The following is a 1,288-nucleotide window of genomic DNA, read 5'->3' on the forward strand; positions in this document are numbered from 1 at the left end:
TTTATGCCATCTTCTGCCGGGACGGGCACGCTCTTTAAAGGCTTTTTCATATTCTGCGGATATTTCCCATTGTTTTCGGAAACCGCTTCCGCTATACGGCACATTATTTGCAGCACACCATTTTTGCACAGTTCGCTCGTCGCATTGATTTTCTTGTGCCACTTGTTTGACCGTTTTCCAATTTTTACTTTCCATATTCTTATTATACGGCAAGCCGAATAATTATGTCAATGCTTCGCCTTTTTATTTTTTGATTTCGATTAAGTAGCGGATAGTGCATCGACTTTCATCATAAATGACATACTCATCGTTTAATAAGTCGGCTCCTCCTTTTGCAAAGACCGTATCAAAGCCTTCCTGATTAACTCTTTTTTGGTCGATAGACATCATCCAATTCTTATGCCGTTGATTGCTTAACAAATTCCATTCTTTTCCGGTATTCACTTCAAATACTGCAAGATAACCGACCGACTCAGAGCCGCCAGCCCAGTAAGACCCGCGAAGACTTGTATACCCGATTGATTTTCTCGCTTTATTTGCAAAGTATATCGCATCGCCGAACATTGAACCGGTCGTTTGTACCCCTTGCGGTCTTATTTTAAGGCCTTGCTGCAGCACCGCCATCCAGTTACAGTTCCTCGTACCGTGATATAATAACTTTGTCTTTCTCCCCTTTTTAAACGCTTGCTCAGTCGCTTTATTCGTAACCTTAAAAATCCTATTTGTACCGACTTTAAAGTCCGTTTTCTTCGCTATTAAATCCCGGTCTTTTTGACTTGCCGACGTAATTTCCAAACCGAGCGTATCAAGTGTAATTTTTGCAGGTTTTGTTTTTGTCTGTGATGCAAGGGTATCAAGTAAGTTTTGTTCGGCCTGTAAAAGTTCCGTTACAAATGCATCTTGATACGTCTGTTGTAAAAAATATTTACGAGTATCCGTCATCCTGCGCGGGATTACCGTATACAATTCCCGTAAAATATCGTTAAGGCTGCTCTGTGTATGATTGCCACTTCGTAGCAATCGGTAGGCCTTATCAATAAGACTTTGTGCTGTTACTATTTGCCCCTGCGATACTTCTCCAGCTCCGACCTTATATGAGGCTTCAATGTGCGTCTTAGCGGCTTTTAATAAGAATTTAACAAGGCTCTTAACTTCGGAATTTGTAATTTTTATATCGGATGGTTTACTAATCGGCATGGCTGATTTTTTTACTTCTACGTAGCCTTTTTCCAGTTTTGACTGCATTTTTGAGTTCCAAAGGGCTATCGGATATTCCATTGATTGGCCG

The 1,288-nt window shown here is 40.8% G+C and carries 2 protein-coding genes; both read right to left on the reverse strand.

Annotated features, from left to right (window positions below):
* Positions 1–195, reverse strand: a 195-nt coding sequence (locus HGH47_RS12115) for a hypothetical protein (RefSeq protein ID WP_432912692.1), incomplete at its 3' end; no start/stop codon positions are given.
* 48 nt (positions 196–243) lie between these two features.
* Positions 244–1,288: hypothetical protein (locus HGH47_RS12120; RefSeq protein WP_432912695.1), on the reverse strand; the 1,045-nt coding region annotated here is incomplete at its 5' end.

The sequence above is a fragment of the Treponema sp. OMZ 805 genome, assembly GCF_050937395.1.
GTDB lineage: Bacteria > Spirochaetota > Spirochaetia > Treponematales > Treponemataceae > Treponema.